Raw genomic sequence first — 26,011 nt, 5'->3', positions numbered from 1 at the left:
GTAGGCGATTTGGCGGGGCTTGGCGCAACTTCGCGAAGGCGCACCGAAGTTGCACTATAAAGTGGCATAAGGCACCCGCGGATCGCCGACCCGCAGGCATGCGCTGGCCCTCATCTACACCAACAACTCCCGCGCCGCTGCAACAATACCCTCCCGAGAGGGCAACGTCGCCGCATAGGCCGGACCCGTCGCGATAAAACTGTCCTCCGCCGTCAGCCGCGCAAAGCGCTTAACCCCGCGCTCGGCCATCAGCGCCATCAACGCTTCGGCTTGCCCGCCGGTGCGGCGGCATTCGTCAACGATCAGTACCGGCCGATCCCCAATCGCGGCCATTAGCGCCTCATCCGGCAACGGGGCCAACCAACGCAGGTCAATCACCCGCGCCGCGACACCCTGCTCGGCCAGATCATGCGCCGCCTGCTGGCTCAGATAATGCCCATTGCCATAGCTCACGATCGCTAAGTCGGCACCGTCGCCCGTGACACCAACCTCGCCCAAACCAATCCGCTGGTCCGGCGCCGGGTAGTGCCGCATCCAGCCGCCGTCCCCGGCCTCCAACAAATCCCGCATCGGGTAGAGCGCGATGGGCTCGACAAAGACCACCAACCGCTGCTCCTCGCGCGCCAAACGGTGCGCCTCGCGCAGCATCATCGCCGCATCATCCCCGGCGGACGGACATGCAATGATAATCCCCGGAATGTCGCGCAGCACGGCCAGCGAGTTGTCATTGTGGAAATGCCCGCCAAAGCCCTTCTGATACCCCAGCCCCGCGATGCGCAGCACCATCGGGTTGCTCCATTGCCCGTCCGAGAAGAACGGCAGCGTCGCCGCCTCGCCGCGCAACTGGTCTTCGGCGTTATGCAGATAAGCAAGGAACTGGATCTCGGGCATCGGGATAAATCCGTTGTGCGCCATGCCGATGGCCAGCCCCAAGATACTCTGTTCATCCAACAGCGTGTCGATCACCCGCCCCGGCCCAAAGCGGCCCTGCAACTTCTGCGTCACGCCATAGACGCCGCCCTTGCGGCCTACATCCTCGCCCATCAACATGGTCTCAGGATGCGCCAGCATCAGATCGTGCAGCGCCCAATTGATCAGCCGCGACATCGGCTGCGGGTTGTCCATCTGCGCCATATCGCTGCCGAAAGTCTCGCTCCGGGCATCCGCGCTCGGCCCGTTGCTGGGCGCACAGGCCCGCGCTGGCGGCACGAGACTCGCCATGACATCTGATGCCGTTTTCAAGCGCGGGCGTTTGACCACATCCTCGGCAGCTTTTGCCACGGCGTCTTGAGTGTCGCGGTAGATCGCCAGCGCCTCAGCAGCGTCGACCCCTGCCTCGACCAACAGCCGCGCAGAATGCAGCAGCGGATCATTCGCCTCATCCGCCTCCACCTCGGCCCGCGGCAGATAAGACGTCGCCACATCCGCCCCGGCATGGCCATAAAGCCGCACGGTTCGCAGGTGCAGGAAAGCAGGCTTGCGATGCACCCGTACCCAATCCGCCGCTTCCTTGGCTGCCGCGAATGCCGCATGCAGGTCCAGCCCGTCGCCCTCAAAATACTTCAACCCCGGCCGCGCGGACATAGAGGCTTTAATCCAGCCCGTCGGCGTCTTGGTCGAAATACCTATCCCATTGTCCTCGCAGACAAAGAGCAGCGGCAAAGGCACGCCCTGCACCGCCGTCCAACAGGCCGCGTTGATCGCCCCCTGCGCGGTGGAATGGTTCGCCGAGGCGTCCCCAAAACTGCACATGGCAATCGCATCACGCGGCAGGATCGCATGCTCAGGCCGGTTCCGCCGTGCCATGCCGATGGAATGCGCCGCCCCGACAGCTTTGGGCAGATGGCTGGCGATGGTCGAGGTCTGCGGCGGGATCATCAGCGGCCGCGAGCCCAGCACCTTATGTCGTCCGCCACTGATCGGATCTTCAGCCGAACAGGCGAAACTCAGGAGCATATCGCGCAGCATGTCCTGCCCCTCGGCCTGATCGGCCCGGGCAATCTGGAACGCCGCATCGCGGTAATGCAGGAAGGCAATATCATCCACGCGCAGCGCCGCTGCTACTGCCGCCATGCCCTCATGGCCCGACGAGCCGATAGTATAAAAACCCTGCCCCTCTTTCTGCATCACGCGGCTTTGCAGGTCGAGCGCGCGGCTCAACACCTGCGCGCGGTAAAGCTGCTCTAACGCGGCACGATCAAGCGCCTTTTTATCGGAGGTGGAATCGGGAAAATCCCCCGCCGCAACGCGACGGAGGAAGTTCTCATGAACGATGGCAACGCGGTCCATGGGGCCTCTTGGTATTTGAAATTTTGCCTCAAGGGAGGCGCGTTGGGGGGGGAGGTGATCCCCCCAAACCGTTTCTTAAAAGAACGCCTGCAGGCCGGTCTGAGCGCGGCCCAAGATCAGCGCGTGGACGTCGTGCGTGCCCTCATAGGTGTTCACCGTCTCAAGGTTCATCATGTGACGGATCACTTGGAATTCACCCGAGATACCGTTGCCACCGTGCATGTCACGCGACATGCGCGCCACGTCCAGCGCCTTGCCACAGTTGTTGCGCTTGACGATCGAGATCATCTCAGGCGCAGCATTGGCGGCGTCCATCAAACGACCCACTTGCAATGACCCCTGAAGGCCGAGCGAGATTTCGGTCATCATGTCCGCCAGCTTTTTCTGGAACAGTTGTGTCTGCGCCAGCGGCTTGTTGAACTGCTTGCGGTCCAGACCGTACTGGCGCGAGGCGTGCCAGCAGAATTCGGCAGCGCCCATCGCGCCCCAAGAGATGCCGTAACGGGCACGGTTCAGACAGCCGAACGGGCCTTTCAGCCCCTGCACATGTGGCAGCAGCGCGTCTTCGCCGACTTCGACACCGTCCATGACGATCTCGCCGGTGATGGAGGCGCGCAAGCTAAGCTTGTTGCCGATCTTTGGCGCGCTCAAACCCTTCATGCCTTTTTCCAGCACGAAGCCACGGATCTTGTTGTCGTGCTCTTCGGACTTGGCCCAAACAACGAAAACATCGGCGATGGGGGAGTTGGAGATCCACATCTTGGAGCCGGTCAGCTTGTAGCCATTCGCTGTTTTCACGGCGCGGGTCTTCATGCCCGCAGGGTCAGAACCCGCGTCAGGTTCGGTCAGACCAAAGCAGCCAATCCATTCGCCCGAGCACAGCTTCGGCAGATATTTCTGGCGCTGCTCTTCCGAGCCATAGGCATAGATCGGATACATGACGAGGCTCGCCTGAACCGACATCATCGAGCGGTAGCCGCTGTCGACCCGCTCAACTTCGCGCGCGACCAGACCGTAGGAGACATAGTTGCCGCCCAAGCCACCGTATTCTTCGGGGATGGTGACGCCCAAAAGGCCCATGTCACCCATCTCACGGAAGATGCCCGCGTCGGTTTCTTCGTTGGCGAAAGCGTCGATCACGCGCGGCTGCAGCTTTTCTTGTGCATAAGCACGGGCGGAGTCGCGGATCATGCGTTCGTCTTCGGTCAACTGGCTGTCAAGGCGGAAGGGATCCTCCCAGTCAAAAGTACCAAGATCGGGTTTATCTTTGGCGCGCAGCTTGGGGGCTTCGGCAGTCATGAGGCATCCTTTCGGGTGAGGTAATTTGCGGCAGTATTGCAAATTGGCGCGGCGAACTCTATCGCTGCTTTGTCCTGAGTTCATGAGAAAAAGTCATATGATCGCCCCGCGCCGCTTTTTACCGTCGATCTCGGCCTTACTGTCATTTGAGGCGGTAGTGCGGCTTGGCACGGCCACGGCAGCAGCGCAGGAGCTGAACCTGACCCAAAGCGCGGTGAGCCGTCAGATCAAGACGCTAGAGGATCAGCTGGGCGTGTCACTGATGATCCGGCAGGGGCGGCGGCTTTCGCCCACTCAGGCCGGATTGGACTATGTCACGCAGGTGCGCGATATCCTGAACCGGCTGGCGCAGGCTTCGGTCTCGGCTCGGACCAACCCCACCGGTGGCACGCTTGATTTGGCGATCCTGCCCGCCTTTGGGATGCACTGGCTCGCCCCACGGCTGCGCGATTTCGCGCGGGCGCATCCTGAGGTGACGGTGAACCTCTCCACCCGGTTGCATCCCTTTGCCTTTGCGGGCAGCCGCTTCGACGCCGCCATTCATTTTGGTCATGAAGACTGGCCCGGCGTGCGCTACCTGCCGCTTCTGCCGGAAACGGTGGTGGCGGTCTGCGCGCCTGACTTGCTGGCCGAACCGCTGGAGGATGCGCGCGACGTGCGCCACTTGCCGCTGCTGCATCTGGAGACCCGCCCGCGCGGATGGGCGCGCTGGCTGTCGTCTCTGGGTGTGACCGATGAGCCGCCGGGCGGGATGATGTTTGACCAATTTTCAACCATGGCGCAGGCAGCAATCCACGGGCTGGGCGTGGCGCTGTTGCCGACGTTTTTCGCGCGCCCCTACCTGCGGGATGGTCAATTGGTGCTGGCGGCCTCGCAAACCACCCAGAGCATCGGCAACTACTATCTTGTTTGGCCCGAAGATCGGGATGAAACCGCCGCTCTTGCGTCCTTTCGCGCATGGCTGGCCCAGCAAGCCGAAGCAGTGGCGACCGATTAAACCGACCCCAAGACGGCCAAAGTTATGCCGCATTCACCCTATACTGAAGCGGCCAATCCGCCCGCGTCGGGCGACTTTGAGGAGCAGATCATGCTAAGTTCATATCGTAAAAGCGCTGGTGCTCTGGCCCTAGCCATAAGTGTTTTCGGGGCCACCGGCGCAAGCGCCGAAACCCGCTATGTGCTGATCGTTGACGGTGCCTATTTCCCATCAGTTTCGCACGTGCAACCGGGCGATCAGGTGGTTTTCACCAACAATGCCACGGGCGGCCACACGGTCACCGGCGACGCAGAAGCTTGGACCAGCGGCGCAATCCCTGTGAACGGCAGCTATACGCTCGATATCACCGCTGAGACCCCCACCACATTTAGGGGCCAAACATCAGATAACACCGAGTTTGAAGGGGCGATCAGTTTCGACGTGCCTGTCACGCAGTAACGCGGCAGCCTCGCGCAAGACCAAAGCCCCGCCATGCTGCGGGGCTTTGTCGTTTTAGCGATCCACCTTACTGAGCAAAGACACGTTCCATATCCGCGAAACCTTTGACCTCAATCGGGTTGCCCGACGGGTCGCGGAAGAACATCGTCGCCTGCTCTCCCGGCTCGCCTTCAAAACGCAGCGAAGGCTCGATCACGAAATCGACCTTTGCGCCCTTCAGCCGCTCGGCCAGCGCCTTCCAATCGTCCATCTGCAGGACAACGCCCAGATGCGGCATCGGCACCATATGTTCGCCGACCTTCCCGGTGGCCTGCGTGGCGAAAGGCTCTCCCAGATGCATCGAAATTTGATGCCCGAAGAAGGAATAATCGACCCAAGTCTCGGTCGAGCGGCCCTCGGTGCAGCCCAGCACATCGCCATAAAAGGTGCGGGTTTGGTCAAGGTCACGGACGTTGTAGGCAAGGTGGAACGGGGTGAGCATTGGTGGTCTCCTGTTTATCTGCCGCCTGTGTATCTTGCGGGCACAAAGGTGCAAGTACGACCCGCGCCGCAGATCGAAGACAAGGGGCCAAGGGCCGCCAGCCCCGCATAAGAAAAGGGCGCGTCCGAAATCGGACGCGCCCCTAAAAAATCAGGTTTGACCCCGTTTTACTTCATGGTGATCCGACCATCGGTATAGGGTTTATATGTCCCATCCTTCGCCAGATACTCTGCCGTGACATCCGCCAGATCGGGGCCGTAGTCATAGGCGTTATCGGCCTCTTTGAACATCGCATAGCCATCGCCGCCATTGCGAACGTAGTTGTTCGAGACGGCGCCATAGGTCTTTTCAGGATCAATCGGCGCACCTGCGACCATCACATCGCTGATCCGGCTGCCAGCTTCGGCCTTAGGGTCGAAGGCAAAGGACATGCCAGCCACTTGCGGGAAGCGCCCTGCGCCCTCTTCATGCTGGCTCACGCCGTTCTCCAGCGCCTCAACCAGTTGTGCGCCGGTGACTTGGAAGGTCGACAGTGTGTTCTGGAACGGCAACACGGTGAGCACTTCGCCCATCGTCACTTCGCCCGCGTCGATAGAGGCACGCAGCCCGCCCGAGTTTGCAATCGCCACGTCGATACCTTGATCCTTCACCCGGTCAAGCATCGCATCGGCCACAAGGTTGCCCATTGAGCATTCCTGCGCGCGACAGCTGCCGCGTTCACCGTCGATTGCCTCGGCTGTATCGGCCACCACCCGGTTGCGGATTTCCTCAAGCGGTTTGGCGGCTTCGGCGATACGGTCAACGGTGGGCTGATCCTCGGTCACGGCAGCGTCCATGATCAGCGGCTCACCCTCGGCCTTGGTGATGTTGCCCTCATCGTCAAAGGTCACATTCAACTCGCCAAGGAATTTGCCATAGGCATAGGCCTGCACGATCGCAGTTTCGCCCACCATGGTGGGGTACGGCCCTTCAGCACCCTCGTCCGTGTTGCTGAGCAGCGTGTTCGTGTGGCCGCCGACGATCACGTCGACCCCGGTGGTTTCAGCTGCGACTTTCTGGTCAACGCCATAGCCTGAGTGGCTGAGCACGATGATCTTGTTCACACCCTTAGCAATCAGCAGATCGACCTCACCCTGCACGGCAGCCACAGGGTCAGAGAAGGTGATGTTGTCGCCGGGGCTGGCCAACTCATGCGTGTCTTGGGGCGTCAGGCCGATCAAGCCGATCTGTTCGCCGCCCTTTTCGATCACGGTCGACTTGGCCAGCTTGTCGGCCAGAAGCGGCTCGCCAGAGACATCGGCATTGGACATCAGCACCGGAAATTCCAAGGCGTCCATAAAGCCGCGCAGCACTTCGGGGCCATCGTCGAATTCGTGGTTGCCCACAGTCATCGCGTCATAGCCCATCTGGTTCATCATCTCGGCGGCCAGTGCGCCTTTGTACTGGGTGTAGAACAACGTGCCCTGAAACTGGTCGCCCCCATCCACAAGGATGCTGTTGCCTGCACGCTCGCGCGCCTCGGTGATCGCGGTCATCAAACGGCCAGAGCCGCCGAAACATTCGCCTGCTGTGTTGTCTTCGGCACCGCAAGGGCCGTCATATTTGCTGATAGGCTCAAAACGCGCATGGAAATCGTTGGTGTGCAAAATGGTGAGGTTATACTCAGCCGCCGCCATGCCACTGGTCAGCGCCAGTGCTGCGGTCGCAGTCAGGAATCGTTTCATGATAGTTCCCCTGTTGGTTGTTATGCCGGTATCGTGGCGTGGGGTTCGGCCCGTGTCAAAGGTCATATCGCCTGCCCTATGGTCAGCCTGAAGGTCTTGACCCCGCGCCGCCCGGCGGGCATCAGAAGTCATGCTGATTTTTAAGATATTCCGCGCCGACGAATGGGCGGCGCTGCGCAAGAACGGGGCCACCGATGGGGCGCCGATTGATGTGACCGATGGCTATGTGCATTTCTCAACCGCCGAACAGGCTGAAGAGACTGCCGCCAAACATTTCGCGGGGGTCGATGGGCTCTTCCTGCTCGCCGTTGAGGCCGAGACGCTGGGCAATGCGCTGAAATGGGAGCCCTCGCGCGGGGGCGCGTTGTTTCCGCATCTCTACCGCCAGCTTAAACTGGGCGATGTGGTTTGGGCGCAGCCCTTGCCACTGGTAGACGGCGCGCATGAATTCCCCGCCGGTCTAGGCGAAGCAGGCGCATGATGCCGCTGATCGAAAAAATGGGCCTCAGCGCGCTGCACCGGGTTGATCCTGAAGCGGCCCATGGTCTGGCGATCCGTGCTTTACGGGCGGGCCTTGCCCCAGCTCCCGGTCCGGAAACCTCTCCCCGGCTGCACACAACGATCGCCGGGCTTGATCTGCCGAACCCCGTAGGACTGGCCGCGGGCTTTGACAAGAACGCGACCGCTGTGGCTCCGCTCAGCCGGGCTGGATTTGGCTTTATCGAAGTGGGGGCTGCCACGCCCCTGCCCCAACCCGGCAACCCACGCCCGCGTCTGTTTCGCCTGACCGAAGACCGCGCGGCGATCAACCGCTTCGGTTTTAACAACGACGGGATGGAGGCGATCTGCGCGCGGCTTTCGCAGCGCGGCGCTGGCGTTCCGGTGGGGCTGAACCTTGGCGCGAACAAAACCAGCCCCGACCGCGCCGCTGATTTCGCCCGCGTGATGACCGCCGCACGCAATCACGTCGATTTCGCCACGGTCAACGTCTCATCCCCCAATACCGAGAAGCTGCGCGATCTTCAGGGCAAAGCGGCGCTGTCGGCCCTGCTCGAAGGGGTGATGGAGGTGCGCGGTGCGACGCCCGTGTTCCTGAAAATAGCCCCCGATCTCAGCCCTGTGGAGATTGAGGAAGTGGCCGAGGTTGCCCAAAATTCGGGCGTCGCTGCCATTATCGCAACCAATACCACACTTGACCGAACCGGTCTTGCCAGTGCCCACGCGAGCGAGGCCGGTGGCCTTTCCGGCGCACCGCTGTTTGAGCGCTCGACCCGCGTTCTGGCACGGCTCGCCGGGCTGACCGACATCCCGCTGATCGGGGTTGGTGGCGTATCAGACGCCGAAACCGCTTACGCCAAGATCTGCGCAGGTGCCTCGGCCCTGCAACTCTATACCGCGCTGGTGTTTGGCGGCCTTGGACTGGTGCGTGAGATCACCTCCGGGCTGGAGACGCTGCTCGCCCGCGATGGCTTAGCCACTGTGGCCGAGGCCGTGGGCAGCAAGCGCGAGGACTGGCTATGATCACCCTGTGGCACAACCCGCGCTGCTCAAAGTCCCGCCAGACGCTGGCGTTGATTGAAGAAGCCGGAGTGCCCGTGACCGTCCGCCGCTATCTCGAAGACGCGCCGACACGGGATGAGATCGTGGCCGCCCGCGACACCCTCGGCCTGCGCGCTATCGAGATGCTGCGGACGGGCGAAAAGGTCTTTAAAGAGTTGAACCTGACCAAGGACAGCCCCGAAGACATGTTGCTCAATGCGATGGCCGCCCATCCGATCCTGATCGAACGCCCCATCGCCTTTGCCCAAGGTCGCGCCGTGATTGGCCGCCCGCCCGAAGCGGTACGGGTGCTGCTCTAACCCGCCGCGCGCTCCAACGCGGGGTAGCGCAGGCCCAATGTGACGCCCCGCACCACGAAGGACACCAGCAGCGAAATCCACAACCCGTGGTTGCCCAGACTCGGCACCAGCAGCAACGCTACGGCGACATAAATCAAGAACGACACCAGCATCATATTGCGCATATCGCGTGATCGGGTGGCGCCGATGAAGATCCCATCGAGCATGAAGGCCGCACAGCCCAACAGCGGCGCCGCAACCATATAGGGCAAATAGACCCGCGCGAGGTCTTGCACGTCGGGCGCTTTGGCCATCAGGTCGATGATTATGCCGCCGCCAACCGCAAAGGCCACGGCCATCACAGCACTCACCAACAGCGCCCAGCCCGAGGTCAGCAACGCCCCGCGCCGCAGAACCTCACGCTGGCCCGCGCCGAACGCCCGGCCCACGATCGCTTCGGCAGCAAAGGCGAAACCATCAAGGCCGTAAGCGGTGATCATCAGGAATTGCAGCAGCACCTGATTGGCGGCCAAGGTTACATCGCCCAGGCCCGACCCCATGAAAAGGAACGAGACAAAGATCGCCTGCAAAAGCAGCGAGCGGATCAGGATGTCAGTGTTCACCTGCATCATCCGTTTCCAGCGCGGCCCGTCAAAGACCTGCGCCCAGTCCCGCCAAGCCACCCCGGCAAAGGCCGCCCGGCAGAACCACAGCCCGAAGATGGCCCCGCTCCATTCCGCAAGGAAGGTGGCAATCGCCACGCCCTCGACACCCCAGCCAAGACCCAGCACAAACCACAGATCAAGCAGGATGTTCAGCCCGTTCATCCAGACCTGAAGTACCAGCACAGCGCGGCTGCGCTCTTGGGCGATCAGCCAGCCGGTGATCGCATAGATCGAAATGGCGGCAGGCGCAGACCAGATGCGGATCGCCATATATTGCCGCGCCAGCCCTTCGACTTCGGCAGAGGCAGGGGCGACCTGAAAGGAGGCCCAGAACAGCGGCCATTGCAGCGCCATGAGCACGAGCCCCGCGCCCGCGCCGATCAGCAGGCCGCGCGTCAAAAGAGCCGCGACTTCTCCTTCTTCGCCATTGCCCGCCGCCTGCGCGGTCAGCCCGACGGTGCCCATCCGCAGAAAGCCGAAAATCCAATAGAGCGCCGAAAGGATGATCGCCCCCAGCCCGACCGCGCCGATGGGGGCCGCTGCGCCCAACTGGCCCACCACGCCCGTATCGACCGCGCCGAGGATCGGCACAGTGGCGTTGGAAATCACGATGGGCAGGGCAATCTTGAGGACCCGGCGATGGGTCACCACATCACGCGCGGCCAGTGTGCCACGCTCAACCGCGCGCACCTCAGCGTCGGTGAGCGGCTCGGCCTCTGGTCCCGCCTCAGCCACGCCGTTGCGGCATTAGGAAATGGCCGGTGGCCTGTGCAAATATACGGCTGCGGTTGTCCTGCCACGCCTCAGCATGAACCGAGGCATAGCGCCGTCCCGAGCGGTTAATCCGCGCCCGCGCATACGCGTCGCGTGGCAGGCCGGTGCGCAAGTAATCCACTGTGAAATCAATCGTCTTTGGCAGCCGTGTCAGGTGGTCACTGTCCAGATTATCCAGATCAAGCGCGCCGCTTTCCATGTCTTCCCAGATCAAACCCCAGCTCAGCGTGATGATCGCTGTCACCTCAAGAAACGCAGCCGTTGCGCCGCCATGCAGCGCGGGCAGGATAGGGTTGCCAATCAACTGCTCGGAAAAGGGCATGACCCCAGTCAACTCATCGCCGCGGCGCTCAAACTCGATGCCAAGAAAACGGATATAGGGCACGCCTTCTACCATGGCGCGCAGCACCCCGTCGCGGCGCTGTTTGACGACCTGCACTGGCTCTGGCTTGCGATGTTTGGTCATTTGTGGCCCTCCACAGTGAAGGTTCCGGTGGCCGTGGCGACAAGGTTTTCGGCATCTTCATCAGTCGCCGTGGCGCGCACAAAGGCGACCGAGCGGGTAACGTGATAGCAAGTCGCGCGGGTCGTTATCGTCTGGCCCGGCTTTGCCGCGCGCAGGTATTCAATGCGCAGATCCATCGTGGCCGTCGCGGCGGGATTGCTGGGATGGCTCATCACTGCGGCCCCACAACAGGTGTCCATCAAGGCCGAGACCGCCCCGCCGCTGATCACGCCAGTTTTCGGGTCGCCGATAAGTTTTTCATCATAGGGCATCGTGATCTCGGCAGAGCCGTCGCCCAGCTCCTGCAGCTCCATCCCAAGCGCCATCGAATGGGGCAACGCTTGAATGAACTGTCGTGCCATCTTCAACTTGTCCGACATGTGGCTCGACCTCGTGTATCTGATTTCGACCTTTATCACGGGGGGATAGCGAAAGGGCAAGACCACCTGTTGCGCATCCCCGCGGCTGACAATACTTTGCCTGAAGGGGGAAAACACTTTGGACGATGAACGCCTGACATTCAAAGAGATGTGCGCCGCATTCGACGTGACGCCACGCACCTTGCGCTATTACGAATATATCGAATTGCTACAGCCGCACCGCGAAGGGCGCTCTCGTTTCTATGGCCCGCGCGAACGCGCGCGGATGAAGCTGATCCTGCGCGGCCGCAAGTTTGGCTTTGCGCTGGAAGACATCCGCCAGTGGCTGTTGATCTACGAGAAAGAGGGCACAGAGGCACAGATGCGCGCTTGGGTGACTATGGCGGATGGGCAACTGTCGGAATTGGCCGAGCAACGCCGTCAGTTGGACGAAGCGATGGCAGAATTGCAAAAGCTGCGTAATGACACCGCCGCAGCAATCGGATCGGGCCAAGGCTAACCCCCGCCCTCCTGCGAAAGTTCAGTGGCTGCTGCGCTGAGACAGCTGCCCGATGAGCATTTGTAAATCAGCCGCAATGCGAATGAGGTCAGACACCGTATCTGGGTTTGTGGCTCCGGCCAAATCAAAGGCGCTATTTTCAATGATCTCCGAAGCGGCTTTAAGGTCCGTGACCACGCGTTGGCGCGTCTTATGGTCGGAACCGTTTCCAGTCCCGTTACCCGTGCCTGTTTTCTCGTCTTCGTCTGACATACCTCACGCCTTTCTAGGTCAAGTTCCCTGCCCTACAGAGCGCCCCCGCCGGGGTCATGTCACGCAGTCACGCGACAGCACAGCACGCTATTATGGCACCCGTTACGGCGCGTTGTCTTTTGGACGGCGCAGCAGTCCTGCCCCCAGCCCCCGAATGGCTGCGGTGGTACGATCGTTTACGTCGAGCTTAGCAAAAATTCGGCGCACGATCGTATCCACCGTATGCGGGGAAATCCCAAGTATCTCAGCGATGACACCGTTGCTTTTGCCGGTAGCAATCCACTCCAACACCTCAATTTCACGCGGAGAGAGGCCAAAATCACGGGGCGATTGGCTCTCGGCCAAAGCGCAATACCGCAGGTGCGCAATCTGGGCGGCACAAAGGAGTTTATAGAGCGCAATCGGTGACAAACGCGCCTGTTTCGCCGCAAATCCCAGCCCCACGACGGCAGAATCTCCGCCAGGCCCGTGGACCTTTAGGGAAATGCCGTCATTTGGATACCGCCCCAGTAGCCTTTCCATATATGCACGCTCAGCGCGGGTAAGGCGGGCTTCTTTGGACACGGCTGACCAATAGACCGGCAGAACCTGCTGTCGGGCTATGGCCTCGACAGGGCTTTCGCGCAATTTTTCGACATCTAAGAATCGCGAATGCCACCGGGGCGGCTCTGCACCCGTCGCCTCATACCGATAGAGGATTGCTGGCGCGCCTGCGCTATCGCCATGATAGCTCACCAAATCGATCCCACACGGTTGATAATAGGCCAGCCCACAAGCCAATAGGCTCGCTGCGGTCTTAGCGTCCTGACAACACTGAACCAGCTCATCCAGCGTTTTAGGACTATGTTGACTGAGGTCGATCATCTCCCGTCCACTCCGATGCCCAGCGCCGTGGAGCGGACAGCCCGCCCCCACAGCGTATGTCAAACCAAACGGTCGTTACCTCGCGCGCAAAGTGACGCAACGTATCGCTTACGTCAACGTCAGCTTCCGTTGTATCAGAAACGCCAGTCCCCACCTAAAGTCCTGAAACGACCATTGGAGAGTGATGAGATGACCGCCGACACGCTGACCATTCGCCAGATGTGCGACGCCTTTGAAGTAACCCCCCGCACCCTGCGCTTCTATGAGGCGAAAGAGTTGCTCTTCCCACTGCGGGAAGGTCAAAAACGGCTGTTCACCAAAAGCGATCGCGCCCGGCTCAAGCTGATCCTGCGCGGCAAACGTTTTGGGTTCAGCCTCGAAGAAATTCGCCAGTTGCTCGACCTATACCACATGGGCGACCAACAGCAGACTCAAATCGCCGCCGCCTATGACGTGGCCCGCGCCCGCTTGGCCGATCTAGAATCGCGCCGCGAAGAGCTGAACGAGGCGATTGATGACCTCAAGGACCAGTTGAAATGGGGGGAAAAGATGATTGCCTCCATGAACCAGCCGCGCCGCGCCGCTGAATAATTATTAGCACTATTAAAAAGACCACCCGGAGAGCCTTAGATGCCCAGCTACACAGCCCCCACCAAAGACCTGCAATTCGTCCTGCATGACGTGCTGAAAGTCACCGAAAGCAAGACCCCCGGCTATGACGAGCTGGAGCCTGATTTCACCTCCGCCATCCTTGATGAAGCGGGCAAGCTGACCTCCGAAGTCCTCGCCCCGCTCAATGCCGTGGGCGACAAGGAAGGCTGCCGTCTGGAGAATGGCGTGGTCTATACGCCCAAGGGGTTCAAAGAAGCCTTTGAGAAGGTCAAAGAAGGCGGCTGGCCCGGTCTCGACATGCCCGAACAATACGGTGGGCAGAACATGCCCTATGTCATCGGCACGGCTGTCGGCGAGATGTTTTCCGCCGCGAACCAAGCCTTTACCATGTACCAAGGCCTGACCCACGGCGCGGCCTCTGCGATCCTCGCCCATGGCACCGACGCGCATAAAGACACCTATCTGCCCAAGATGGTCTCCTGCGAATGGACCGGTACCATGAACCTGACCGAGCCGCATTGCGGCACCGATCTGGGCCTGATGCGCACCAAAGCCGCCCCCCAAGACGACGGCAGCTACAAAATCTCCGGCCAGAAGATCTTTATTTCGTCCGGCGAACACGACATGGCCGACAACATCATCCATCTGGTGCTGGCCAAGATCGAAGGCGGCCCAGAGGGCATCAAGGGCGTGTCGCTCTTCATCGTGCCGAAGTTCATGGTCAACGAAGACGGTTCCTTGGGTGAACGCAACGGCGTCTCCGTCGGCTCCATCGAAGAAAAGATGGGCATCCACGGCAACTCCACCTGCGTGATGAACTACGACGGCGCGACCGGCTATCTGCTGGGCACCGAGCATAAGGGCATGCGCGCCATGTTCACCATGATGAACGAAGCCCGCGTCGGCGTCGGCATGCAGGGTCTGGCACAGGCCGAAGTAGCTTACCAAAACGCCGTGATCTACGCCAATGATCGCCTGCAAGGCCGCGCCGTGACCGGTGCCGTGGCCCCCGAGAAAGCCGCCGATCCGCTGATCGTGCACCCCGACATCCGCCGCTCGCTGATGGATCAGAAAAGCTTCGTCGAAGCCGCCCGCGCCTTCATCCTCTGGGGTGCGACAATGATCGACGCGGCTCACCGCGCCGATGACAAAGACGCTGATGGCCTCGTGTCGCTGCTGACCCCAGTCATCAAAGGCTTCCTGACCGACCAAGGCTACGACATGACCGTAAAGGCCCAGCAGGTTTACGGCGGCCACGGCTATATCGAAGAATGGGGCATGTCCCAATTCACCCGCGACGCCCGTATCGCGCAGATCTACGAAGGTGCCAACGGCGTGCAAGCGCTTGACCTCGTAGGCCGCAAATTGGCGCAGGACGGCGGCAAACACGTCATGGCCTTCTTTGACCTGATCAAAGGCTTCATCAAGGACAACGCCGGCCAAGATGCCGAGTTCGACGCGGCCTTCCTTGACCCGCTCAAAGCGGCCAGCAAGGACCTGCAATCAGCGGGCATGTACTTCATGCAAAACGGCATGAAGAACCCCAACCACGCGCTCGCGGGCTCCAACGACTTCATGCATATGTTCGGCCATGTCTGCTTGGGCCTGATGTGGGCCAAGATGGGTCTGGCGGCGAAAGAGGCGTTGAAGAACGGCAGCGGCGACGCCACGTTCTACGAGACGAAGCTCGCGACCGGGCGCTACTATATGGCACGGCAACTGCCCGCCACGGCCCTACACCTGACCCGCATCCAATCGGGCGCGGATACTGTCATGGCGCTGGAGGCCGCAAACTTCTAAAACGGGTGGTGGGGGCCTGTCCCCCACCCTGCCCAACACCCGGAGAGACCATGCCCAAACGCTTTCGCCTGACCCGCCGTTTTCCGATCGCCATGACCGAAGAAGGCTACCGCAGGCTCAAAAAGTTCAGCACGGATGCAGGTCTTGATGAAGGTGAAGCACTGTCGTTCCTGTTCGAGAATTTTAACTCGGTCATGAATGAAGAAAACCTGACCGCGCGGCTGCGCCTGTTCAACGCCGAACTGGAAAGTCGCAAACGCTGAACCCTTGGGGAGGGGGCCAGAAGATGCAGAACTCAACATCCAAATGGATGACCGACGAACACCAGATGATCGCCGATATGACGGCGCAGTTCATCAACACCGAATGGGCACCCAAGTTCGAGAAATGGCGCAAGCAAGGCCAGATGGACCGCGAGACATGGGCCCAAGCCGGTGAGCTCGGCCTGCTCTGCCCCTCGGTGCCCGAAGAATACGGCGGCGCAGGCGGTGATTTCGGCCACGAAGCCGCCATCCTGATCGAAGGCTCCCGCGCCAACCTCGCCTCATGGGGGCACGGCATCCACTCGGGGATCGTGGCGCATTACATCCTCGCCTATGGCACCGAAGATCAAAAGAAGCGCTGGCTGCCCAAAATGGTCTCGGGCGAGCTGGTCGGCGCGCTGGCGATGACCGAACCCTCCACCGGCTCGGACGTGCAGCGGATCAAGACCAAAGCCGTGCGCGACGGAAACGCCTATAAGCTCTCGGGCCAAAAGACCTTCATTACCAACGGCCAGCACGCCAACCTGATCATCGTCGCCGCCAAGACCGACCCGAAGGAAGGCTCCAAAGGCGTCTCGCTCGTCGTCGTCGAAACCGACGGGGCACAGGGTTTCCAACGCGGCCGCAACCTCGACAAAATCGGCCTGCACGCCGCCGACACCTCGGAACTGTTCTTCGACAATGTCGAAATCCCGCCCGAAAACATTCTCGGCCAAGAAGAAGGCCAAGGCTTCTACCAGATGATGAAGCAGCTTCCCCAAGAACGGCTGATCATCGGCTGCGGCGCGGTGGGTGCCATGGAAGGCGCCGTGGCGCGTACGATCGCCTACTGCAAAGAACGCGAAGCCTTTGGCGGTCCGCTGACCCAGTTCCAGAACACCCGCTTCCAACTGGCCGAAGTCAAAACCAAAACCGCGGTATCGCGGGCATTCCTTGACGAATGCATCGCCGAACATCTGCGCGGCGAGTTGACTGTCGATAAAGCCGCAATGCAAAAATATTGGCTCACCGACACTCAAGGCGAAGTGCTCGACGCCTGCTTGCAACTGCACGGCGGCTACGGCTTCATGCAGGAATATGCCGTTGGCGAAATGTGGGCCGACGCGCGGGTGCAACGGATCTATGGTGGCACCAATGAGATCATGAAGGAACTGATCGCGCGCAACCTTTAACAGCGCGCCAGGGCCCGACCGTTGCGCAGAGGTATTTGAGAAAGGATGAAGATATGGCACACCCTGCCCCTTCATCCTTTTAAAAATACCGTCCGAATGTGCAGCGGGCGCCAACAGAATGAGGAGAAAAGACACATGACCATTCAGCTCTATTGCTTTGGTGAATCCGGTAATGCTTACAAAGCTGCGCTTGCACTTGAACTGGCCGGACTGGACTGGGAGCCGGTCAAGGTCGACTTCTTTGGCGGCCAGACGCGCCAGCCGGACTACCGCGCGCAGATCAATAACATGGGCGAAGCACCGGTGATGATTGACGGCGATCTGCGGCTCACGCAATCGGGCGTGATTCAGGATTACGTAGCGGAAAAGTCAGGCAAATTCGGCGGGCGCGACGCGACGGAACGGCGTGAAATCCTGCGGTGGGTGCTATGGGATAACCACAAGCTTAGTGGCGTTGCCGGGATGACACGTTTTCTGATGAACTTTCTACCCGAGGACAAACGCCCTGCAGAGGTCATCGCCTTTAGCCAAGGACGGCTTAAGGCAGCCTACGGCGTGCTGAACGACCATCTCGACGGCCGCGACTGGATCGTGGGCGACGAGCTGACCAATGCGGACCTGAGCTGTTGCGGGTATCTTTACTACCCCGAACCTTTCGGGTTCGACCGCAGCGACTGGCCGCATATCGACGCGTGGCTCACGCGTCTGAGCGAAACACCGGGCTGGAAAGCCCCATACGACCTGATGCCCGGCAGCCCTGCTGACCGCGCTTGATCCCGGAGGACATGAATATGACCCAAGACGTTTACATCTACGACGCCCTGCGCACCCCCCGCGGCAAGGGCCGCAAGGACGGCGCTTTGCACGAGGTTACTTCGCTGCGGCTTTCGGCTTTGACACTGAATGCACTAAAAGAGCGCAATAATCTGGAAGGTTACGCCGTTGAAGACGTGATCTGGGGTAACGTCACACAGGTGATGGAACAGGGTGGCTGTCTTGCGCGCTCGGCGGTGCTGGCTTCTGATCTGGATGAACGCATCCCCGGTTTGGCGATCAACCGTTTCTGTGCTTCGGGCATGGAGGCTGTGAACCTTGCCGCCAACCAAGTCAAAGGCGGCGCGGGCAATGGCTATATTGCCGGCGGTGTTGAAATGATGGGCCGTGTCGCGATGGGCGCGGACGGGGCAGCGATTGCAGTGGACCCGACGCTGGCGATGGAGAAATACTTCGTCCCGCAGGGCATCTCGGCGGACATTATCGCCACCGAGTTCGGCTTTACCCGCGATGAGGCGGATCAATTGGCCATGCAGTCTCAGCAGCGCGCGGCGCGGGCTTGGGACGAGGGGCGCTTTGACAAATCGGTCATCACCGTGCGCGATCAGAATGGCCTCGCGATCCTTGATCGTGACGAATACATGCGCCCGCAAACCGACATGCAGTCACTTGGCGGCTTGAACCCTGCCTTCCAGCAGATGGGCGAAGTCATGCCCGGCTTCGACAAGATCGCGCTGATGAAATACCCGCATCTGGAGCGGATCAACCACATCCACCATGCGGGCAACTCGTCTGGCATCGTTGACGGCGCCGCTGCTGTGTTGATCGGCAACAAGGAGTTTGGCGAACAGCACGGTCTGAAGCCCCGCGCCCGTATCCGCGCCACGGCCAAGATCGGCACCGACCCGACCATCATGCTGACCGGCCCGGTGCCGGTGACCGAAAAAATCCTCAACGACAACGGCATGACCATCGGCGACATTGATCTGTTTGAGGTCAACGAAGCCTTTGCCGCCGTGGTCCTGCGCTTCATGCAGGCCTTTGATGTGGACGACAGCAAGGTGAACGTGAACGGCGGCGGGATCGCGATGGGTCACCCGCTGGGCGCTACGGGTGCCATGATCATCGGCATTCTGCTCGATGAGATGGAGCGCGCGGACAAGGAAGTGGGCCTCGCCACGCTCTGCATCGCGTCCGGCATGGGTGCCGCAACCATCATCGAGCGCGTCTAATGGCCTCGGATCATCCTTTCCACGCGGTTGCGGCGCTTGCCGCAACCCGTGGCACGCCGGACTTGCAGATCAAGGTTGAACGCGGTGGCGATTATGTGCGGCTCTATAGCACCGATCCCGCGCTGTTTTTCAAACACCGCGATGATCCCAGCGACAGCTTTGACCGCGAAGCCTTTGGCCAGTCCAAACGCCTCCTGCTCAGCGCCGATGACTGCGACGCGGGCCCCGACGCCACGCTGGCCCTGATCGAGACGCTGCTGGAAAAATTCGCTGACTACACGTTTCAGCGCCCCTAACCCATTTGAGGGAGAGAACAATGACCGATTTTACATTGAATAAAGACGCCGAGGGCATCGCCACCATCACTTGGGACGTGCCGGGCAAGAGCATGAACGTGATGTCCTTTGACGGACTGCGCGACCTGGAAACGCACATTGACGACGCGCTGGCCGATGACGCCGTGAAAGGCATCATCATCACCTCTGGCAAGGAAGGCTCTTTTGCCGGTGGCATGGACCTGAACCTGCTGGCGAAGATGAAGGAAGACGCAGGCGACGATCCGGCCAAGGGGCTGTTCGAGGGCACGATGAAAATGCACGCCCTGCTGCGCAAGATCGAGCGCGCCGGCATGGACCCAAAGACCAACAAGGGCGGCAAGCCGGTGGCCTGTGTGATCCCCGGCACGGCGGCGGGCATTGGTTTGGAACTGCCTCTGTCCACGCATCGGACGTTTGCGGCCAACAATCCTAAGGCGCGGATCGGCCTGCCGGAAATCCTCGTCGGCATCTTCCCCGGCGCCGGTGGCACCACGCGGATGGTGCGCAAGTTGGGCGCCATGGCGGCCTCGCCCTTCCTTTTGGAAGGCAAGATGGTCGCGCCTGCTGCTGCACAGAAGGCCGGGATCATTGATGAGGTCAGCGACGACCCGATGGCCGCCGCGCGCGATTGGGTGTTGAGCGCCAAGGACGCTGATCTGATCAAGCCATGGGATGCCAAGGGCTACAAAATGCCCGGTGGCGCGCCTTATCATCCAGCGGGTTTCATGACCTTTGTCGGGGCCTCGGCCATGGTCAACGGCAAGACGCAGGGTGTGTATCCCGCCGCCAAAGCGCTACTGTCGGCCGTCTATGAAGGGGCCTTGGTGCCTTTCGACACGGCGCTCAAGATCGAAGCGCGCTGGTTCACCAATGTTCTGATGAACCCGTCGTCGGGCAATATGATCCGCTCGCTTTTCCTCAACAAAGAAGCGTTGGAGAAGGGTGCTGTGCGTCCTGAAGGTGTGCCGGACCAGCGCGTGAAGAAACTGGGCGTTCTGGGTGCAGGCATGATGGGTGCAGGCATCACGCTGGTGTCGGTGCAAGCGGGCATCGAAGTCGTACTGATCGACCAGACCCAAGAAGCCGCTGACAAAGGCAAGGCCTACTCCGCGAGCTATTTCGACAAGGGCATTGCCCGGAAGAAATCAACCGAGGAGAAGAAAGAGGCCGCGCTGAAGCTGATTACCGCGACCACCGAACTGGACGCGCTGAAGGACTGCGATCTGATCATCGAAGCGGTGTTTGAAGACCCCAAGGTGAAGGCCGAGATGACCCAAAAGGTCGAAGCCGTGATCCCCGAGGATTGCATCTTCGCCTCCAACACCTCGACCCTGCCGATCACTGATCTGGCGAAAGCGTCGAGCCGTCAGGAGCAGTTCATCGGCATCCACTTCTTCTCGCCCGTTGAAAAGATGCTGCTGGTGGAGATCATTAAGGGCAAGCAGACCGGCGACCGGGCCGTGGCCAAGGCGCTCGACTATGTGCGCCAGATCCGCAAGACCCCGATCGTGGTCAATGACGCGCGCTTCTTCTACGCCAACCGCTGCATCATTCCTTACATCAACGAAGGTGTGCGCATGGTCCAAGAGGGTGTTGAGCCTGCGCTGATCGAGAATGCGGCCAAGCTCGTCGGCATGCCGCTGGGACCGCTGCAGCTGATGGACGAGACCTCTATCGACCTCGGCGCCAAGATCGCCCGCGCGACCAAGGCGGCGATGGGGGATGAATACCCGAACGACGACCTTGATCCGCTGGTGTTCTGGATGGAAGAAGAGGGCCGTCTGGGCCGCAAAGCGAACGCGGGCTTCTACAGCTATGACGCCAAGGGCAAGCGCGAGGGACTGTGGAAGGGCATGGGGGACAAATACCCCGTGGCCGACGAACAGCCCGATCTGATCGAGGTGCAGCACCGTCTGCTCTTCTCGCAGGTCTTGGAAGCCGTCCGCGCGCTGGAAGAAGGCGTGTTGATGGACATCCGCGAGGGGGATGTCGGCGCGATCCTTGGCTGGGGCTTTGCGCCTTGGTCCGGTGGTCCGCTGAGCTGGCTCGACATGATCGGCGCGCCCTATGCGGCGGAACGTTGTGATCAGTTGACCGAGAAGTTCGGTGAGCGGTTTGCTTGCCCTGACTTGCTGCGCGAGATGGCGCAGAAGGGGCAGAGCTTTTACGGGCGGTTCAACCCGGATGCTTCAAAAGCAGCATAAGAGATCGGGGCGCTTCGGCGCCCCCTTTTTATTGGGTCACAAGGGCCATCGCCTGTCCGTGGGGTGGCGATTGAGACGTTGATCCGTGCCACTTTATGGCTCAGCCTCGGCGTGATTTCACAGAGTTGCGCCAAGCCTCACCAAATCGCCAGCCCGCCGGGACGGGCAGGCGATGGCCCGGCGCCTGCGGCTTGATCCCGGGCTTAGGAGCCGCCGTAAGCGTAGCTAAACCGCGCGATATCCTCGGCGCAGACATCGGCCACGATATCGCGCAACGCTGGCGTATAGTCCGCCCCCCCCTGAGCCGAAGCGTTCGCCCGAGGCAACTCCAGTTCAAACCCAAGATGGTCAAACAACGGCTGCGCGTCCGCCCCGAAATGCTCCAACCGGATATAGAGATCACAGCGCTCCTGCCCTGCCGCATCTTGCATATATCGCTGCGCTGGCCACGCCCGCAAACTCGCCTGTGTCTGCGGATGCCGCAGGAACCCTGCAAAATTCTCCGCCTTGGCCAGATGCACCGCCGAATGCTCAAACCCTTGCCCGCGCAGCCAGCGGTAATAGCTTGCCACCCGATCCCACGGGTTGCGCACCAGCGTGAAACAGAACAACCCGTCCAACTCCTCCGCCGATACCAGCCCGTCGATGTCTGCCAGCGTGGAATGCTTCCACAACCGCCCCGCCGCCTGCGCCCCTTGCAACCGCCGCCGCCGCTTCAGCGCTTTTGGCGTGTCGCCCAGCATCAGATCGTCCTTCATCGCCCGCCCCTCCAGCGCCAAGGCCAGCGAAGTGCCCCCAGTTTTAGGAATATGTACAAAGGCATAGCGACGGCTGCGGCTGATGATCACTCGACCGCCTCCGGCGCGCGCAGGGTCGAAGGCTCATCGCTGCGCAGGGCAATCACCGCGCCTGCCAACGCAATCAGCGCCATGCCAACAAAGCCAAGCGCTGAGACCGTCTGCCCCCAAAGCACCCAGGCCCAAAAACTGGCGAAAATTAGCAACGAATACTCAAATATTGCCACATGCCCGGCCTCGCCCAATTGGTAGCCGCGGACCAACAGCCCAATGCCCACCAGCGAGCCCACGGCCTGAACCGCGATCCAGAACCACATCGCTCCGTCCAGCGGCCCCCATGTGCGGCTGACGAACCCTTGCGCGCCCGTCACCTCGGCGCCCGGCAAGACCGCCATGCCAATCCCGCCCATCACCGCCAACATGCCAAAGAACCCGGCGGTCATGACCATGGTGCTTTCGCCCTCGCACCACGCCCGCGTTGCCACAGCACCGATGGCGTAGAGCACCCCGGCCAACAGCGGTAGGAAGGCCACGGGATCAAGGTCACTTGGATCAGGGCGGATCACCATTAGCGCTCCGGCAAACCCCACGGCCACCGCGCCCCACCGCCAGCGCCCGACGCGCTTGCCCTGAAATAGGGCCGAGATCAGCAACACGAAGAGCGGCGATGTGAAAAGCCCCGCCACCACCACGCCAATAGGCAAAAAGGCCAGACAACCGAAATAGATCAACATGGCCCCGGCCTGAAACAGGCTGCGGCCCGCCACGGCCCAGAACCGCAGCGGGCGCAATATGCCAAGGCCAAAAGCCGCCAACACAGCAAGGATCGCCACCGCCATGATCCCACGCACAAAATGGAACTGCCAGAGCGAGCCGCGCTCGGAAATATAGGGCACAAAGTTATCCGTGAGCCCCAATGCCGCCATGCCGCCCACCGCGCATAGCGCCGCCATGCCTGATTTTACCGCTACGTCCTGCATCAATCGTCCTTTTCGCGTCTTGCCCTCTTTTCAAAGTCACGCCTCAGCAGCAATACTCAACCCTAAATCGCAACCAATGCCTTGGGAGGGGTCGCATGGGGTGGATGACAGACGAGCGTGGACTGGATAAATGCGCGGCGAACTTTGTGCCGCTGACGCCGCTGTCACATCTACGCCGCGCGGCACAGGTCTTTCCGACCCAAACGGCGGTGATCTATGCCAACCACCACGCCACCTATGCGCAGTACCATGAGCGTTGCACTCGGCTGGCCTCAGCCCTCGCTGAGATGGGTGTCACGCCCGGCGATGTCGTCGCCACGCTGATCCCCAACTTGCCCGCACAGGCCGAAGCGCATTTCGGCGTGCCCGCCTGTGGCGGCGTGCTTAATACCATCAACATCCGGCTCGATGTGGGCACGGTGTCCTACATCCTTGAACATGGCGGCGCTGTGGTGCTGCTGGTCGACAGCGAATTTATTGCCCTCGCCGAAGCTGCCTGCGCCGCGATGGAGGGCACACCACCAGCCATCATTGAGGTGCCTGACACTGCGGCTGGCCACCCTGCCACCGGGCGGCATCCGCTCTACGAAGACCTGCTGGCCGAGGCCGACCCCGCCTTCGACTGGATCATGCCGCAGGACGAATGGGAAAGCCTCGCACTGAACTACACCTCCGGCACCACGGGGCGACCCAAGGGCGTGGTCTACCACCACAGGGGGGCCTATCTGATGACAATGGGCACGGTCGTCTCATGGCAGATGGTCCTGCGCCCGGTTTTTATGCAGATCGTGCCGCTGTTTCACTGCAACGGCTGGAACCACACTTGGATGATGCCGCTTTTGGGCGGCACGTTGGTGTGCTGCCGCGACATCACAGCGGCGGCGATCTATGACGCCATCGCCGATCACGGCGTCACCCATTTTGGCGGCGCGCCGATTGTGCTGAACATGTTGGTCAACGCTGCTCAGGAAGACCGCCGCGCCTTTGATCATACGGTCGAAGTCTTCACCGCTGGTGCGCCCCCCGCCCCCGCGACCTTATCGAAGATTGAGAAACTGGGCTTTAACGTCACACAGGTTTACGGCCTCACAGAAACCTTTGGCCATGTCACCGAATGCTTGTGGCAAGCGGATTGGGACGGGCTGTCAGAACCCGAACGCGCGCTGATCAAGGCGCGCCAAGGCATCGCCATGCCGATGATGGAAGAGATCACCGTCACGGACGCCGAGATGTCCCAGACCCCGCGCGATGGCAAAGCGCAGGGTGAGATCATGATCCGGGGCAATGCGGTGATGAAAGGTTATCTTAAGAACCCTGAAGCAACGGCAGAGGCCTTTGCAGGCGGGTATTTTCATTCCGGCGACATCGCGGTGCAGCATCCCGACGGCTATATCCAAATCTCTGACCGGGCCAAGGACATCATCATTTCTGGCGGAGAGAACATCTCGAGCGTTGAGGTTGAGGGCGTCTTGATGGGTCACGATGCGGTTAATCTGGCCGCCGTGGTGGCGCAACCGCATGACAAATGGGGCGAGGTGCCCTGCGCTTTTGTTGAGATAAAACCGGGGTCAGAGGTCAGTGAAAGTGCGCTGATTGCCTTCACCCGTAAAAGCCTTGCCGGATTTAAAACCCCCAAGCGCGTGGTCTTTGGCGAGTTGCCTAAAACCTCCACCGGGAAGATACAGAAATTCGAACTTCGAAAACGGGCCGCAGCGCTCTAAGTCGGGGCGCATTATGTCACCTCCCATTGCTGATCCCGCAGCGCGTGGTAGAGTGGCGAAAATTGACAGGCCCGCAGCAGAACCCCATGACCGCCTTGACAAAATACGCCCGGCTCGAAGCGACGGGCCTTTGGCGCGCTACGCCCGATGCGCAGCGACGCGAGGTGATCGTATCCATTGGTGATGCGACGCTGGTGATCAGTGATCTCAAAGATCAGGCGCTGACACATTGGTCGCTTGCGGCGATCGAGCGGGCCAACGCAGGGCAACTGCCCGCGCTCTATCATCCTGACGGTGATCCGGGTGAGACGCTGGAACTGCCCGACGATGAGACCCAGATGATCGAGGCCATCGAAAAGCTGCGCCGCGCAATCAACCGCAGCCGCCCAAAACCGGGCCGCTTGCGGTGGGTGGGCATGGTGGCGTCGGTGGCCGTGGTGGCCGCGCTCGCGGTGTTCTGGATGCCCGGCGCACTGCGCGATCACGCCATAAAAGTGGTCCCAGACGTTAAACGCACCTCCTTGGGCACCGCGCTGCTGAAACGGCTTGAACGGGTCTCTGGCCCTGCCTGCGAAAGCGCGGGGGGCAGTGCGGCGCTGTCACGCCTCTCCAAACGGTTGGAGGTGGGACGCGTGGCGATCCTGCCCGATATGACCCGTCCGAGCCTTCATCTGCCCGGACGCCTTATCGTGCTCGACCGCGCGGTGCTGGAAGATCACGAAGAACCAGACGTCGCCGCGGGCTATGTGTTGACCGAAGATGTCCTGCGGGTGGAACATGACCCCTTGCGCGCGCTGCTAGAGGCGGTTGGCCTGCGCGAGAACTTCCGACTGTTGACCACCGGCGATATCTCCTCAGAAGCGCTTGATGCCTATGCTGAGCAACTGTTGTTGCGCCCGGCTGCCAAACCGCAGGTCGACATGCAGCTGGCCCGCTTTGCCAAGGCCGAGTTGCGCAGTACCCCTTATGGCTATGCGCGCGACATCACGGGCGAAACCACCCTGCCCCTGATCGAAGGCGATCCGATGAGCGGCAAGCTCACCGCGCCGCTTTTGTCGGATGCCGATTGGCTGAGATTACAGAACATCTGCGGCGGTTGACCGACCCGCACAACGCAAAAGGCCAGCCGGGAGG

27 protein-coding genes are annotated in these 26,011 nt (G+C 61.1%); 16 read left to right on the top strand and 11 right to left on the bottom strand.

Annotated elements, in window-relative coordinates:
- Window positions 1-114 precede the first annotated feature (114 nt).
- Complete coding sequence (locus tag WNY61_RS11235) at window positions 115-2,289, bottom strand: thiamine pyrophosphate-dependent enzyme (RefSeq protein ID WP_342851531.1); 2,175 nt, start codon at window positions 2,287-2,289, stop codon at window positions 115-117.
- 75 nt (window positions 2,290-2,364) lie between these two features.
- On the bottom strand, window positions 2,365-3,588 hold the full coding sequence (locus WNY61_RS11230; RefSeq protein ID WP_342851530.1) for an acyl-CoA dehydrogenase: 1,224 nt from the start codon (window positions 3,586-3,588) through the stop codon (window positions 2,365-2,367).
- A 97-nt stretch (window positions 3,589-3,685) separates the two neighbouring features.
- Between WNY61_RS11230 and WNY61_RS11225 the strand changes: the two genes are divergently transcribed.
- Both WNY61_RS11225 and WNY61_RS11220 read left to right on the top strand, forming a co-directional pair.
- Window positions 3,686-4,585: a LysR substrate-binding domain-containing protein gene (locus WNY61_RS11225; RefSeq protein ID WP_342851529.1), complete on the top strand. Its 900-nt coding sequence runs from the start codon at window positions 3,686-3,688 to the stop codon at window positions 4,583-4,585.
- Between the two features lie 90 nt (window positions 4,586-4,675).
- Window positions 4,676-5,023: a hypothetical protein gene (locus tag WNY61_RS11220; protein ID WP_342851528.1), complete on the top strand. Its 348-nt coding sequence runs from the start codon at window positions 4,676-4,678 to the stop codon at window positions 5,021-5,023.
- Between the two features lie 67 nt (window positions 5,024-5,090).
- On the opposite strand, the gene WNY61_RS11215 is transcribed toward WNY61_RS11220, so the two are convergent.
- On the bottom strand, window positions 5,091-5,504 hold the full coding sequence (locus WNY61_RS11215) for a VOC family protein (protein WP_342851527.1): 414 nt from the start codon (window positions 5,502-5,504) through the stop codon (window positions 5,091-5,093).
- 167 nt (window positions 5,505-5,671) lie between these two features.
- The gene (locus WNY61_RS11210) at window positions 5,672-7,228 is read right to left on the bottom strand and encodes a bifunctional metallophosphatase/5'-nucleotidase (protein ID WP_342851526.1); all 1,557 of its coding nucleotides are present in this window, start codon (window positions 7,226-7,228) and stop codon (window positions 5,672-5,674) included.
- A 130-nt stretch (window positions 7,229-7,358) separates the two neighbouring features.
- Between WNY61_RS11210 and WNY61_RS11205 the strand changes: the two genes are divergently transcribed.
- From WNY61_RS11205 to arsC, 3 genes are read left to right on the top strand one after another with little or no spacing between them, the layout of a single operon-like run.
- Window positions 7,359-7,709 (top strand): DUF952 domain-containing protein, encoded by a 351-nt coding sequence (locus WNY61_RS11205; RefSeq protein WP_342851525.1) that lies wholly within the window; start codon window positions 7,359-7,361, stop codon window positions 7,707-7,709.
- On the top strand, window positions 7,709-8,749 hold the full coding sequence (locus WNY61_RS11200) for a quinone-dependent dihydroorotate dehydrogenase (RefSeq protein WP_342851524.1): 1,041 nt from the start codon (window positions 7,709-7,711) through the stop codon (window positions 8,747-8,749). The genes WNY61_RS11205 and WNY61_RS11200 overlap by 1 nt, the downstream gene beginning before the upstream one ends.
- The gene (gene arsC / locus WNY61_RS11195) at window positions 8,746-9,087 is read left to right on the top strand and encodes an arsenate reductase (glutaredoxin) (RefSeq protein WP_342851523.1); all 342 of its coding nucleotides are present in this window, start codon (window positions 8,746-8,748) and stop codon (window positions 9,085-9,087) included. Before WNY61_RS11200 ends, arsC begins: the two co-directional genes overlap by 4 nt.
- Here the strand turns inward: arsC and WNY61_RS11190 are convergent.
- The 3 genes from WNY61_RS11190 to WNY61_RS11180 are packed head-to-tail and all read right to left on the bottom strand — an operon-like array spanning window position 9,084 to window position 11,390.
- Window positions 9,084-10,421 carry an MATE family efflux transporter gene (locus tag WNY61_RS11190; RefSeq protein WP_342851656.1) on the bottom strand — a complete coding sequence of 446 codons (1,338 nt, stop codon included), beginning with the start codon at window positions 10,419-10,421 and terminating at the stop codon, window positions 9,084-9,086. The two genes, arsC and WNY61_RS11190, sit on opposite strands and share 4 nt — an antisense overlap.
- A gap of 37 nt (window positions 10,422-10,458) precedes the next feature.
- Window positions 10,459-10,971, bottom strand: coding sequence for a PaaI family thioesterase (locus WNY61_RS11185; RefSeq protein WP_342851522.1), 513 nt, complete (start codon window positions 10,969-10,971; stop codon window positions 10,459-10,461).
- Entirely contained in the window at window positions 10,968-11,390 is a 423-nt protein-coding gene (locus WNY61_RS11180) for a PaaI family thioesterase (protein WP_007119078.1), read from the bottom strand. Before WNY61_RS11180 ends, WNY61_RS11185 begins: the two co-directional genes overlap by 4 nt.
- A 118-nt stretch (window positions 11,391-11,508) precedes the next feature.
- Here WNY61_RS11180 and WNY61_RS11175 point away from each other — a divergent pair, with 118 nt between their 5' ends.
- Window positions 11,509-11,889, top strand: coding sequence for a MerR family DNA-binding transcriptional regulator (locus WNY61_RS11175; protein WP_342851521.1), 381 nt, complete (start codon window positions 11,509-11,511; stop codon window positions 11,887-11,889).
- 21 nt (window positions 11,890-11,910) lie between these two features.
- On the opposite strand, the gene WNY61_RS11170 is transcribed toward WNY61_RS11175, so the two are convergent.
- Window positions 11,911-12,141, bottom strand: a complete 231-nt coding sequence (locus WNY61_RS11170) for a hypothetical protein (protein WP_342851520.1) — start codon at window positions 12,139-12,141, stop codon at window positions 11,911-11,913.
- A gap of 102 nt (window positions 12,142-12,243) precedes the next feature.
- Window positions 12,244-13,005 carry a LuxR C-terminal-related transcriptional regulator gene (locus WNY61_RS11165; protein ID WP_342851519.1) on the bottom strand — a complete coding sequence of 254 codons (762 nt, stop codon included), beginning with the start codon at window positions 13,003-13,005 and terminating at the stop codon, window positions 12,244-12,246.
- 189 nt (window positions 13,006-13,194) lie between these two features.
- Between WNY61_RS11165 and WNY61_RS11160 the strand changes: the two genes are divergently transcribed.
- The 8 genes from WNY61_RS11160 (at window position 13,195) to WNY61_RS11125 (ending at window position 21,379) form a co-directional block, all read left to right on the top strand.
- On the top strand, window positions 13,195-13,596 hold the full coding sequence (locus WNY61_RS11160; protein ID WP_342851518.1) for a MerR family DNA-binding transcriptional regulator: 402 nt from the start codon (window positions 13,195-13,197) through the stop codon (window positions 13,594-13,596).
- A 39-nt stretch (window positions 13,597-13,635) separates the two neighbouring features.
- Window positions 13,636-15,417, top strand: coding sequence for an acyl-CoA dehydrogenase C-terminal domain-containing protein (locus WNY61_RS11155; protein WP_342851517.1), 1,782 nt, complete (start codon window positions 13,636-13,638; stop codon window positions 15,415-15,417).
- A gap of 50 nt (window positions 15,418-15,467) precedes the next feature.
- Window positions 15,468-15,680, top strand: coding sequence for a hypothetical protein (locus tag WNY61_RS11150; protein WP_342851516.1), 213 nt, complete (start codon window positions 15,468-15,470; stop codon window positions 15,678-15,680).
- Window positions 15,681-15,703: 23 nt separating this feature from the next.
- Complete coding sequence (locus tag WNY61_RS11145) at window positions 15,704-16,852, top strand: acyl-CoA dehydrogenase family protein (protein ID WP_342851515.1); 1,149 nt, start codon at window positions 15,704-15,706, stop codon at window positions 16,850-16,852.
- A 135-nt stretch (window positions 16,853-16,987) separates the two neighbouring features.
- Window positions 16,988-17,626: a glutathione S-transferase family protein gene (locus WNY61_RS11140; RefSeq protein ID WP_342851514.1), complete on the top strand. Its 639-nt coding sequence runs from the start codon at window positions 16,988-16,990 to the stop codon at window positions 17,624-17,626.
- Window positions 17,627-17,643: 17 nt separating this feature from the next.
- On the top strand, window positions 17,644-18,858 hold the full coding sequence (locus WNY61_RS11135; RefSeq protein ID WP_342851513.1) for an acetyl-CoA C-acetyltransferase: 1,215 nt from the start codon (window positions 17,644-17,646) through the stop codon (window positions 18,856-18,858).
- Complete coding sequence (locus WNY61_RS11130; protein ID WP_342851512.1) at window positions 18,858-19,154, top strand: acetyl-CoA acetyltransferase; 297 nt, start codon at window positions 18,858-18,860, stop codon at window positions 19,152-19,154. The genes WNY61_RS11135 and WNY61_RS11130 overlap by 1 nt, the downstream gene beginning before the upstream one ends.
- Before the next feature lie 20 nt (window positions 19,155-19,174).
- On the top strand, window positions 19,175-21,379 hold the full coding sequence (locus WNY61_RS11125; protein WP_342851511.1) for a 3-hydroxyacyl-CoA dehydrogenase NAD-binding domain-containing protein: 2,205 nt from the start codon (window positions 19,175-19,177) through the stop codon (window positions 21,377-21,379).
- 203 nt (window positions 21,380-21,582) lie between these two features.
- On the opposite strand, the gene WNY61_RS11120 is transcribed toward WNY61_RS11125, so the two are convergent.
- Both WNY61_RS11120 and WNY61_RS11115 read right to left on the bottom strand, forming a co-directional pair.
- Window positions 21,583-22,227 carry a sulfotransferase family 2 domain-containing protein gene (locus WNY61_RS11120; protein ID WP_342851510.1) on the bottom strand — a complete coding sequence of 215 codons (645 nt, stop codon included), beginning with the start codon at window positions 22,225-22,227 and terminating at the stop codon, window positions 21,583-21,585.
- Window positions 22,224-23,156 carry a DMT family transporter gene (locus WNY61_RS11115; RefSeq protein ID WP_342851509.1) on the bottom strand — a complete coding sequence of 311 codons (933 nt, stop codon included), beginning with the start codon at window positions 23,154-23,156 and terminating at the stop codon, window positions 22,224-22,226. The genes WNY61_RS11120 and WNY61_RS11115 overlap by 4 nt, the downstream gene beginning before the upstream one ends.
- A gap of 95 nt (window positions 23,157-23,251) precedes the next feature.
- On the opposite strand from WNY61_RS11115, the gene WNY61_RS11110 reads away from it, so the two are divergent.
- Together WNY61_RS11110 and WNY61_RS11105 are read left to right on the top strand one after the other, a co-directional pair.
- Window positions 23,252-24,877: an AMP-binding protein gene (locus WNY61_RS11110; protein ID WP_342851508.1), complete on the top strand. Its 1,626-nt coding sequence runs from the start codon at window positions 23,252-23,254 to the stop codon at window positions 24,875-24,877.
- An 86-nt stretch (window positions 24,878-24,963) separates the two neighbouring features.
- Window positions 24,964-25,977 (top strand): hypothetical protein, encoded by a 1,014-nt coding sequence (locus tag WNY61_RS11105; protein WP_342851507.1) that lies wholly within the window; start codon window positions 24,964-24,966, stop codon window positions 25,975-25,977.
- Window positions 25,978-26,011 lie beyond the last annotated feature (34 nt).

Origin of the sequence: Sulfitobacter sp. AS92, assembly GCF_038900015.1 — a bacterium.
Lineage (GTDB): Bacteria > Pseudomonadota > Alphaproteobacteria > Rhodobacterales > Rhodobacteraceae > Sulfitobacter.
Note: the sequence above shows the minus strand (reverse complement) of the source record. Positions and strands in the feature narration are given on the sequence as shown.

Coding starts and splice junctions, on each gene's coding strand:
- WNY61_RS11235 (WP_342851531.1), bottom strand. CDS start 2,289: ATGGACCGCGTTGCCATCGTTCATGAGAACTTCCTCCGTCGCGTTGCG.
- WNY61_RS11230 (WP_342851530.1), bottom strand. CDS start 3,588: ATGACTGCCGAAGCCCCCAAGCTGCGCGCCAAAGATAAACCCGATCTT.
- WNY61_RS11225 (WP_342851529.1), top strand. CDS start 3,686: ATGATCGCCCCGCGCCGCTTTTTACCGTCGATCTCGGCCTTACTGTCA.
- WNY61_RS11220 (WP_342851528.1), top strand. CDS start 4,676: ATGCTAAGTTCATATCGTAAAAGCGCTGGTGCTCTGGCCCTAGCCATA.
- WNY61_RS11215 (WP_342851527.1), bottom strand. CDS start 5,504: ATGCTCACCCCGTTCCACCTTGCCTACAACGTCCGTGACCTTGACCAA.
- WNY61_RS11210 (WP_342851526.1), bottom strand. CDS start 7,228: ATGAAACGATTCCTGACTGCGACCGCAGCACTGGCGCTGACCAGTGGC.
- WNY61_RS11205 (WP_342851525.1), top strand. CDS start 7,359: ATGCTGATTTTTAAGATATTCCGCGCCGACGAATGGGCGGCGCTGCGC.
- WNY61_RS11200 (WP_342851524.1), top strand. CDS start 7,709: ATGCCGCTGATCGAAAAAATGGGCCTCAGCGCGCTGCACCGGGTTGAT.
- arsC (WP_342851523.1), top strand. CDS start 8,746: ATGATCACCCTGTGGCACAACCCGCGCTGCTCAAAGTCCCGCCAGACG.
- WNY61_RS11185 (WP_342851522.1), bottom strand. CDS start 10,971: ATGACCAAACATCGCAAGCCAGAGCCAGTGCAGGTCGTCAAACAGCGC.
- WNY61_RS11180 (WP_007119078.1), bottom strand. CDS start 11,390: ATGTCGGACAAGTTGAAGATGGCACGACAGTTCATTCAAGCGTTGCCC.
- WNY61_RS11170 (WP_342851520.1), bottom strand. CDS start 12,141: ATGTCAGACGAAGACGAGAAAACAGGCACGGGTAACGGGACTGGAAAC.
- WNY61_RS11165 (WP_342851519.1), bottom strand. CDS start 13,005: ATGATCGACCTCAGTCAACATAGTCCTAAAACGCTGGATGAGCTGGTT.
- WNY61_RS11160 (WP_342851518.1), top strand. CDS start 13,195: ATGACCGCCGACACGCTGACCATTCGCCAGATGTGCGACGCCTTTGAA.
- WNY61_RS11155 (WP_342851517.1), top strand. CDS start 13,636: ATGCCCAGCTACACAGCCCCCACCAAAGACCTGCAATTCGTCCTGCAT.
- WNY61_RS11150 (WP_342851516.1), top strand. CDS start 15,468: ATGCCCAAACGCTTTCGCCTGACCCGCCGTTTTCCGATCGCCATGACC.
- WNY61_RS11145 (WP_342851515.1), top strand. CDS start 15,704: ATGCAGAACTCAACATCCAAATGGATGACCGACGAACACCAGATGATC.
- WNY61_RS11140 (WP_342851514.1), top strand. CDS start 16,988: ATGACCATTCAGCTCTATTGCTTTGGTGAATCCGGTAATGCTTACAAA.
- WNY61_RS11135 (WP_342851513.1), top strand. CDS start 17,644: ATGACCCAAGACGTTTACATCTACGACGCCCTGCGCACCCCCCGCGGC.
- WNY61_RS11130 (WP_342851512.1), top strand. CDS start 18,858: ATGGCCTCGGATCATCCTTTCCACGCGGTTGCGGCGCTTGCCGCAACC.
- WNY61_RS11125 (WP_342851511.1), top strand. CDS start 19,175: ATGACCGATTTTACATTGAATAAAGACGCCGAGGGCATCGCCACCATC.
- WNY61_RS11115 (WP_342851509.1), bottom strand. CDS start 23,156: ATGCAGGACGTAGCGGTAAAATCAGGCATGGCGGCGCTATGCGCGGTG.
- WNY61_RS11110 (WP_342851508.1), top strand. CDS start 23,252: ATGGGGTGGATGACAGACGAGCGTGGACTGGATAAATGCGCGGCGAAC.
- WNY61_RS11105 (WP_342851507.1), top strand. CDS start 24,964: ATGACCGCCTTGACAAAATACGCCCGGCTCGAAGCGACGGGCCTTTGG.